Annotated in this window: 10 protein-coding genes; all 10 read left to right on the plus strand. The window is 72.3% G+C overall.

All coding sequences use genetic code 11. The annotated features are described in order from the left end of the window. Window positions 1–289: 289 nt before the first annotated feature. A complete protein-coding gene (locus VF202_01125; protein HEX7038696.1) occupies window positions 290–634 on the plus strand; it encodes a hypothetical protein in 345 nt (114 codons plus the stop codon). Window positions 635–686: 52 nt separating this feature from the next. Continuing rightward, complete coding sequence (locus tag VF202_01130) at window positions 687–956, plus strand: hypothetical protein (protein HEX7038697.1); 270 nt, start codon at window positions 687–689, stop codon at window positions 954–956. Further along, window positions 953–1366 carry a hypothetical protein gene (locus tag VF202_01135; protein HEX7038698.1) on the plus strand — a complete coding sequence of 138 codons (414 nt, stop codon included), beginning with the start codon at window positions 953–955 and terminating at the stop codon, window positions 1364–1366. Before VF202_01130 ends, VF202_01135 begins: the two co-directional genes overlap by 4 nt. Before the next feature lie 29 nt (window positions 1367–1395). Continuing rightward, entirely contained in the window at window positions 1396–2010 is a 615-nt protein-coding gene (locus VF202_01140; GenBank protein HEX7038699.1) for a hypothetical protein, read from the plus strand. 94 nt (window positions 2011–2104) lie between these two features. After that, window positions 2105–2419, plus strand: a complete 315-nt coding sequence (locus VF202_01145) for a hypothetical protein (protein ID HEX7038700.1) — start codon at window positions 2105–2107, stop codon at window positions 2417–2419. After that, window positions 2416–3237, plus strand: coding sequence for a hypothetical protein (locus tag VF202_01150; protein ID HEX7038701.1), 822 nt, complete (start codon window positions 2416–2418; stop codon window positions 3235–3237). Before VF202_01145 ends, VF202_01150 begins: the two co-directional genes overlap by 4 nt. Next, the gene (locus VF202_01155; protein ID HEX7038702.1) at window positions 3234–4007 is read left to right on the plus strand and encodes a hypothetical protein; all 774 of its coding nucleotides are present in this window, start codon (window positions 3234–3236) and stop codon (window positions 4005–4007) included. The genes VF202_01150 and VF202_01155 overlap by 4 nt, the downstream gene beginning before the upstream one ends. Window positions 4008–4196: 189 nt before the next feature. Beyond that, a complete protein-coding gene (locus VF202_01160; GenBank protein HEX7038703.1) occupies window positions 4197–5984 on the plus strand; it encodes a DEAD/DEAH box helicase in 1788 nt (595 codons plus the stop codon). Next, the gene (locus tag VF202_01165) at window positions 5981–6526 is read left to right on the plus strand and encodes a hypothetical protein (protein ID HEX7038704.1); all 546 of its coding nucleotides are present in this window, start codon (window positions 5981–5983) and stop codon (window positions 6524–6526) included. Before VF202_01160 ends, VF202_01165 begins: the two co-directional genes overlap by 4 nt. Further along, the coding region (locus tag VF202_01170; GenBank protein HEX7038705.1) for a phage/plasmid primase, P4 family at window positions 6523–9442 on the plus strand (2920 nt) is incomplete at its 3' end. The genes VF202_01165 and VF202_01170, both read left to right, overlap by 4 nt.

Raw genomic sequence — 9442 nt, forward strand, 5'->3', positions numbered from 1 at the left:
CCCCGCAAAACAACGCGCGGGGGTCACGAGCCCTATCCCGGCCAAGAGATTGCGGCCCGTGACCCCCGGTCCCGATCTGTCCCACCGTCCAGCCCGAGGAGGCCGAACAGCGGGATTCAGAACGGCACACACGTTGGCGGTGCTTGGTTGCCTTCCCTGCGCGCCTTCGTGCGGTTGCACATTAGCAACATCGGAAACGCTTTGACTACCGGGTCAAGCGTTCCCGCCGGTTCGTGTCGTTCATTTCACCCGCTGTCGCCTGCTCGGCCCGAGCCACGAGAGGCTGAGCGTGAGCGACGACGCGAAACGGGCCGCGGCCCGGCGCAACTTGCGCCGCGCCCGCGCCGTACGCGAGCAGCAGCTGCTCGCCGAGATCGACCCTGAAGGCACGCTCGACCCCCAGGAGCGTGCCCGCAGGCTGGCCGAGCACCAGCGCGCCCACATGGCCAAGTTGTCGGCCCGGGCGGTGCAGGTACGCCAGGCCAAGCGCGTCGACGCCTTTCTGCGCGAACTCATCAGCGACGCCGTGCAGGCCGTTGTGGCCGCGGCGCCGCCGCTCACTCCTGCTCAGCTGGACACCCTGCGCCGGCTCGTGGCGCCGGTGGCCCCGGATCGGGACCTCTCCCAGAAGTGAACGACCAGGGCCGCCGGACGCCGGCCCTGGTCCCGATCAACCGGAGGTAGCCATGTACCACCCGGACACGGCGTACAGCGTACGCCGGCGCCAGGAGGAACGCGAACGGCAGCGGCGCGCGGAAACCCGCGAGGACCTGGTGCTCAGCCTGGTCGCGATGGCGTGCGGCGCGCTCGGTACGTGGGCCGCGGCCGCCAGCGCCGGCGAGCAGGTCAGCGGCGGCGAGGCGGTGTGGATCGCGCTCATGGTCGTGATCACCGTGGCCAACGCCTTGTGCGCCTGGGCGTCGCTCTGCTGGCTCATCGCCAGGAGGCGGCGGTGAGTGTGTGGACGCCCGCGCCGGAAGCGAAGACCAGCTACCCGGCCGATTACGTCGAGCTGTTGCGCACCAGGATCGAGGGGCAGCGACGCGAGCTGGCCGAGCTGCACCGGCTGTACCAGGAGCAGCTGAAGGACAACGAGGAGCTGTACAACCAGATCTCTCAGCTCCCCCCGGTCGCCGCGTCGATCAACTCGCCCAACGGCCCGGGCGGCATCCTGCCGGTCAACGAGCTGGTCATGGCGCGCGCCGAGATTCACCTGCTCAAGCAGGCGCTGCAGCGCGCCGAGGACCGGTTGGCGCGTTACGAGGGCCGCCCGTCACCCGTCGTGTGCCCGCGTGCCTGCTGCATCGACGCCCCGCGTCTGCCGAGGGGCGGACGACTTCAAGGTCTCCGGGGCGGTGCGGCATGACCGCGGCGACGGCGCCCGAAACGGGGAAGGTGAACCAGCTGGATAAGTACGGCGTGCAGCTCGTGGTCGAGCTGGCGAAGGTCGGCGGCCGGCTGGCGTACGTGGTGACCGCCCGGCGGTTCCGCGCGGTGCTGCCCTACTGCGGGTGCGACAAGGAAGCCTGCGCGCAGCCCGGTGTGTGGGGTCGGCAGTGCCCGAGCGCCAAGGCCAAGGGCGCCGAGGGCTACACGCACCGCCGCGACTACTGCCACGGCACGCGCAGCATGTGGCACGCCGAACACGCCGAGGTCTACGCCAAGGCGGTGCTGGAGATGTTCGGCCCGAAAGGCCGCAAGCACCAGCCGAGCGCACGCGGGCGGACCGTCTACAGCCCGAAGGACTTCGTGCCCGTCGACGGCGAGCAGATCACCTGGTACCGCGCGGTCGAGCCGGAGCGCCTGGAGGTGCTGTGCACGTCGATGCGCTGCCGCCAGCGCCCCGGGCACCCGGGCGTGGTTGCGCACGCCGTCACCAGCGCCGGCGCGCTGGCGCTCGTGCACGAGCACGAGGAATGGCACCGCCAGTTCGGCACGCACCCGCGCGCCCAGCTGAGCGGGTGGATCACGAAGTACGCCGTCTGCAGCCCGCCGGAGGTGGCGCAGTGAACGAGCAGTGCGAGCACGTCTGGCCAGCCGACCTGGACGCCGACGCCGTGTGCGAGGTGTGCCAGCTGCCGTACCGCGAGTGGCAGGAGGAGTCGTGAGCGCCGTCAAGCCCGAGCCCGGCAGCCGGCTCGACAGCCTGTTGGCCGAATACGCGGCGCTCAAGCCGCAGGTGGACGAACTCACCAGCCGGTTCAACGCGGTCAAAGACGCGATCAAGGTGGAGCTGACCACCGCGGCGCCCGAGGCCCGGCAGATCCGGGTGACACACGACGCGCTCGGCGCGCCGCTGCGGCTGTCCTACATCGAGTCGTGGCGGGTGGACGCCAAGCGGCTCAAGGCCGAGGACCCGGCCACGTACGTGCGCTACGCGGTCAAGTCCGCCCGCTGGGAGTTGCGGGGCGGCGCATGAGCACCGTGGCCGACTTCATGGCCGCCGCGCCCGCGCCGCTGTCGGGTAACTCGCCCTGGGCGGTGCGCTACGCCGCCGACCTGCGCCGAGTGGTCAACGAGCACGCCGCGCACAACCCGCGCACCCTGCAGGCCCACCTCGGCCCGAGCGAGCTGGGGTCGATCTGTGACCGGCAGGTGGCGGGCAAGCTCGCCGGGGTGCCGCGCACCAACCACGTGGTCGACCCGTGGCCCAGCATCGTCGGCACCGCGGTCCACGCCTGGCTCGCCGATGCGTTCGCTGCCGACAACGCCCGCCACGGGCTGCGCTGGGTGCCCGAGCAGCGGGTGGTGCCGCACCCGGACCACCCGGGGACCGCGGACCTGTACGACGGCGAGGAACAGGCCGTGGTCGACCACAAGATCCTCGGCGAGACAGCGATGGCGAAGGTCCGTTCACAAGACGGGCCGCCGCTGCGCTACCAGGTGCAGCTTCTGCTGTACGGCAAGGGTTACCGACTTCTCGGGCTGCCGGTGCGCCGCGTCGCACTGGCCGCCTATCCGCGCACCGCATCCACCCTGGACGGTCTGTACGTCTGGGAACGCGAGGCGCGGCCCGATGACGACGAACTCATTGAGGAGGTCTTCAAGCTCACCGCGATCCGCAAACAGTGGGCGGCCCAGATCCTCTCTGGACAGATGACCTTGAACGACGTGCCTGCCAGACCAGACAGCGATGAGTGTTTCTTCTGCCCCTTCTACCGCCCACAAGCAGCACGAGACAACGGCCCGGGATGCCCCGGAACCGTAGGTAAGCAACCCGAGAACAGGAGTAAGTGACCGTGTATCCCAACAACCCGTTCCCGCCGCAGTTCCCGCAGTACCCGACCCAGCCGCCCTACCCGACCCAGCCGCAGTACCCGGCCCAGCCGGCCGTGCCGGCGCAGCCGACCCCGCCGCCCGTGGCGGGTTCGCTGGACCAGTTCTACCGCCAGCCCGGCGGGGCGCGCGGTCCGGCGTGGTCGTTCCGTGGCAAGCCGGTCGGCACCTCGTACACCGGCATCGTGGCCCGGCCGGTCACCGATGCCGACATCGAGCAGCAGACCGACCTGACCACCGGGGCGCCGCGCTACTTCCGCGACGGGCGGCCGATGTTCGTGATGGTCGTGCCCATGCTCGTGCAGCCGTCGCCGGAGTTCCCCGAGGGTCGGGCCGCCTGGTACGTGCGCGGGCAGGTGCGCGACGAACTCGTGCGCGCGATGGCCGAGGCCGGCGCGCCCGAGGGACCGCCCGAGGCCGGCGCGGTCATCACCGTGACCCTCGTTGGCCAGCGGCCGGCGCGCTCGGCCGGGCTGAACCCGACCAACCTCTACCGGGTGGAGTACCGGCGCCCGGACGGCGCCCAGCCGGCGGCCGCGGCCCAGCCGCAGACGGCGCCGGTGGTCTCCACCGCCACCGGGCAGCCGGTCGTGCACCAGCAGCCGGTTCCCCCGGCGCCGCAGCCGGCGCAGCAGCCTGTGCCCGCGACGCAGCAGCCGGCCCAGCCGCCCGCACCGGCCGGGCTCAGCCCGGAACAGCAGGCGCTGCTGGCCAAGCTCACCGGCGGCTGAGCGGGTGACTGTCCCGGCCGGCACTCCCCCGTCGGCCGGGGCGGTGACCCTCCCAGACGTTGCACCGGAGGTTTCCATGTCTGTCTACAAGCCACCCCGCGACCGTTGGCCCGGGACCGTCGCCTACATCGCCACGCTGGCGTTCGTCGCGTTCCTGCTCTGGCTGACGGTGGCGTACTGATGGTCTCGGTGCACCAGTTCCGCACCACCGCCGACGACGCCTCGTTGGTCGGGGAACTGAGCGCCGACGGACAGACCATCGTCCTGATCGCCACCGGGCCGGATTACGTCATGGCGCGCATGGCCAACTGGCTGCGCACGCTCACCCCGGCGTTCAAGACCAGCGACCCGCCCGGCGCGCTCGTGGTGCCGGCGACCTGGCCGGCGGTGGTGCAGCTGGCGCACACGTTCGCGGACTACTGGCGCCCCGGGCCGCGGCTGACCGCGTGGATCGGCGAGCAGCTGGTGCGCCGCACGCAGATCCCCGCCGAGCTGACCGTGACCCTGCCCGCCGGCCGCGTGCCCCGCCCGTACCAGGTCGAGGGCGCGCGGATGATCGCCGCGACCGGCCGGGCGCTGCTCACCGACGAACAGGGCACCGGCAAGACCGTCACCACCGTGCTCGGGCTGCTCGAACGTGCCCGCGTCGGCCAGGTCCTGCCCGTGGTGTGCGTGGTGCCGGGCTCGGTGGTCGACGCCTGGGTGCAGACCTGGCACGACTGGGCGCCGAGCTGGCGCGCCGTCGCCTGGCGCGGCACCCCGGCCAAACGCCGCAAGCTGGCCGGCACGGCCGACGTGTACGTCACGAGCTTCGACACCGCGCGTATGGACGCCGCCGGCCCGGGTGATCCGCTGCTGGCGCTGCGCCCGGCCGCGCTCGTGGTCGATGAGGTGCACCTGATCAAGTCGCCGCACGCGGCCCGGTCGCTGGCCGTGCGGCGACTGGCCAAACAGGCCGATGTCGTGGTCGGGCTGTCCGGCACGCCGATCACGCACCACCCCGGGGACCTGTGGCCGACGCTGGAGGCGCTGGAGCCCGCGGCGTACCCGAGCCGCACCCGCTGGGTGGACCGCTACTGCCTGAAGATCCCCGGCGACTACGGCGAGCAGGTGGTGGGGCTGCGCCGCTCGCACGAGCCCGAGCTGCGCGCCTGCCTGCTCGGGCAGCTGCGCCGGGTGGCCAAGGCCGACGTGCTCGACCAGCTGCCGCCCAAGGTCTACAGCACGCGCACCGTCGAGCTGCCGCCGGCGTACCGCAAGGCGTACGACCAGATGGAGTCACAGATGCTGGCCGAGCTGCCCGACGGTGGGCAGCTGTCGGCCATGAGCGTGCTGGCCCAGCTGACCCGGCTCGCCCAGCTGGCCGCGGCCGCCGCCGACGTGACGGTGACCGTCGAGGAGGGCGACGACGGGCTGCCGCGCCAGCACGTGCACGTGCGGCTCAAGGCGCCCAGCTGGAAGGTCGACGCGCTGCTTGAGGTGCTGGCCGAGCGGCCCGGGCAGCCGGTGGTGGCGTTCGCGCCCAGCCGCCAGCTGATGATGCTCGCCGGCAAAGCGGCCGAGGCGGCCGGGCACCAGGTCGGCTACATCATCGGCGGGCAGACGGTGCCCGAGCGCAGCGAGACCGTGGCGGCGTTCCAGGCCGGCAAGCTCGACCTGCTGTGCGTGACCACGCAGGCCGGCGGCGTGGGGCTCACGCTGACCGCCGCGGGCACCGTGGTGTTCCTGCAGCGGCCCTGGTCGATTGTGGAAGCCATCCAGGCCGAGGACCGCTGCCACCGCATCGGCTCGGAGATCCACGACTGCATCGAGGTCATCGACATCGTGGCGGCCGACACCATCGACGCCCGCGTGCGCTCGGTGCTGCACGACAAAGCCGGGCAGCTGGCCGACCTGCTGCAGGACCCCCGCATCGTGCGCGAGCTGCTGGGCGGCTCGGCGCGCAAGGCCCAACGGAAGAAAGGCGGCAAGCCGTGACGTACGTGCTCGGCGTCGACCCCGGCCCGGTGGTCGGGCTCGTGGGTCTGCACATCACGCCGGACCTCGACATCAGCCCGCGCCCGGACATCATCCAGTGCTCGGCGGACACCCTCAACGCGGTGCTGGGCGGGCTGATCCTCGACGTGGGGGTGCGTGGGCTCAACTCGCCCGAGCTGCTGGTGGCGGTCGAGCGGTTCGTGATCGGGCCGCGCACGGGGCGCCTGAACGCCGGCGGCGCGTCACGGACCGCCGTGCACATCGTGGGCATGCTGGCCGACCGCTCCCGAGCGGGGCGCGCGTACCGCTACGTGGCGCGCAGCGCGGCCGAGGTCAAGCCCTGGGCCACCGATGCCCGCCTCGGCGCGGTGGGGCTGCTGGAGCCCACGAAAGGCATGCGCCACGCCCGCGACGCCGCCCGCCACGCGCTGTTCGCCGCGGTGCGCGACTGCGGGGTGCCCGATCCGCTCGCCCGCACGCACCAGCTCGTGCGCGGGGTGGCGGCCCTGTACAACGCCGCCCGCCGGGGGGTGACCGGGTGACGCCCGAGCAGTCGGCCGCGCTCGATGTCGCCCGAGCCCTGGCCGCCGCAGGCATCCCGGTGTTCATCGCGCGGCCCGATCCCGAGGAGCCGATCGGGTTCAAGCTGCCCCGCGGCTGGCAGCACGCGCGTCCCGACCCGCGAGTGGTCGACGCCTGGCGGCCGGGCATGGCGCTGGCGATGGTGTGCGGGCACGGGCTCGACCTGCTCGACATCGACCCGCGCGCCGGCGGCGACCCGGCGGCCGCGCTGCGCGAGGCGCTGGGCGGCGCGGTGCCGGTCGCGTACGCAACCGCGGTCACGCCGTCGGGCGGGGTGCACACGTTCATCCGCTCGCTGGGCGTGCGTTCGCGCGACGGCGTGGTGCCCGGCGTCGACGTCAAGGCCGGCGACGCCGAAGGCAACGGCCGCGGGTTCGCGTTCATCGCGCCGACCGTGCGCCGGTCCAAGGTGACCGGCGAGCCCGCAGCGTACCGCTGGGTCAGCCCGCCCGACCTGGCGCGGCTGGCGGCCGCCGGCGACGACACCAGCGGCGCGGCGCTGGCCGAGCTGATCCGCGCCGCCCGCGCCGGCGGCGACGCGCAGACCGCCGAGGACTTCATGCGCACGGGCCCGTGGGCCGAGCTCGCTGCCGGCACGGTGTTTCGCAACGGGCGCAACAACGGCGTGGCCCGGCTCGCCCAGGCGCTGCGCGGGCGCGGCGGCTGGCGCCTGGAAGACGCGATCGAGTACATGCGCGCGACGGTCTGGCCGCACATCGACCAGGGGCAGGGCGGCCACCCGTTCACCATCGAGGAGTTCGAGGCGACCATCACGGCGCAGTGGCGCCAGTACCCCGACGGCGCCGAGCAGCGCGCCACCCCGCCGGCACCCGGCGGCCCCGCACCCAACCCCGCGCGCTACTTCGCCAAAGAGGGCGGGCTGCTGGCCGCCACGCTGGCCAACGACGTGCTGGCGCTCGGGCCGCTGGCGCAGGGGATCGACCACATCACCTGGCGGTACGTCGAGGGGGTCTGGCGCCCCGCCCGCAACGCGGTCCGCGACCGGGTGGCGTACCTGATGGGTGAGCGCTACCGGCAGCACATGGCGCGCACGGTGCAGGACATCGTGGCGGCCCGGGTGCCCACGATCACCTGTGAGCCGGTCGAGCAGTACATCAACTTCCGTAACGGGCTGCTGGAGTGGCGCACCGGCCAGCTGCACCCCCACTCCCCCGACGTGCCGAGCACCGTGCAGCTGCCGGTCGACTACGAGCCCGAGGCGCAGTGCCCGGCGTTCGAGAAGTTCGTGGCCGAGGTGGTGCCCGCCGACATGGTGGACACGATCTGGGAGCTGATCGGCTACCTGATGTACTCGGGCAACCCGCTGCACAAGGCGGTGATGCTGACCGGCACCGGCCGCAACGGCAAGGGGACGCTGCTGCGGGTGGTCACGGCGCTGCTCGGGCGCCACAACATCACCTCGGTCAGCCTGCACGATCTGGTCAACACCCGGTTCAGCACCGCCTCGCTGTTCGGCAAGCTGGCCAACATCGCCGGCGACATCGACGCCGGCTACCTGGAGCACACCGCCACGTTCAAGGCCATCACCGGCGGCGACCAGATCTCGGCCGAGCACAAGGGCCGCGACCGGTTCGACTTCGTGCCGTGGGCGGTGCCGGTGTTCAGCGCCAACAAGATCCCGCCGAGCGCGGACACCACGGTCGGCTACCTGTCCCGCTGGCTCGTGGTGCCGTTCCCGCACTCGTTCGCCGGGCGCGAGGATCGCACCCTCGACCGGCGGCTGACCGCCCCGGCCGAGCTGGCCGGCATCGCCGCCCGGGCGGTGCGAGCACTGCCGGCGCTGCTGGAGCGTGGCGACTTCGCGGTGACCGACAGCGCCCAGGCGGCCCGCGAGGAGTTCGTGCGCCGCGTCGACCAGGTGCGCACCTGGCTGGCCGACTGCACCGTGCCCGACCCGGACGCCTGGACCGCGCGCACCGAGCTGTACGACGCGTACCGGCGGTGGGCCGACCGCGACGGGTACCGGGCGGTCCGGGCCGGCGAGTTCTACGACCGGTTGGAGGCGGCCGGGCTCGTGGCCACCACGATCCGCGGGGTGCGGGGGTTCCGCGGCGTGCGGATCACCGATCCGGGGTTCACCCGCCTGCCGAGCGCCCCGACGCCGCCCGCACCCGCCGGGCCCGAGCAGTTGATCAAGGGTGCAGGAGATCAACAACAGAAGTTGATCAAGGGTGCAGAGGGTGCAGGAAATTCCAACTCCGTGCAAACGGCCGTGACCAGCGAAAACGCCCCTACAGACGTGATCAAGGGTGCAGGGGGTGCACAAATTTCTGACTCCGTGCAAACGGGGGGTGCAGAGGGTGCAGGAATTTCCGACTCGATGCAAAGGGGGTGCCCAGAAGTTGATCAAGGGTGCAGGAAAACGCCCCCGGAACCTGCACCCTTGATCAACAAGGCCGGAAACGCCGCCGAGGGTGCAGAATCTGCACCCCCACCTGCACCCTTGATCAAATCGCCTTCTACCAGCGGAAACGCTGCAGAAAAGATGATCAAGGGTGCAGGGGGTGCAGGATTTCCCCATCCCCCCCCGCGCGTACGCGCGCGCGCGATAGCGGGGTGGGAAATTGCTGCACCACCTGCACCCTTGATCAACAACGGCCGGGCGGCTGGGACCACAGCCAAGCGGGCGCAGGCGATCTTGGAGGCCGCCGGCGACCGGGTGAGCCTGCCCGCGCTCGTGGACCGTTCGGGCGAGATCACACCGCTGCCGCCCGACAAGGCCGGGCGGGTGCTGGCTGAGGTGATCATGCGCGGCGGGGCGCTGACGGTCGACGTGGAGACCACCGGCTACCCGGTGGGCCACGCGCACCATCGGCTGCGCACGGTGCAGCTGGGTGACGAACACGCCGCGGTGG

Source organism: Trueperaceae bacterium (assembly GCA_036381035.1).
In the GTDB taxonomy this organism is placed as follows: Bacteria; Deinococcota; Deinococci; order Deinococcales; family Trueperaceae; genus DASRWD01.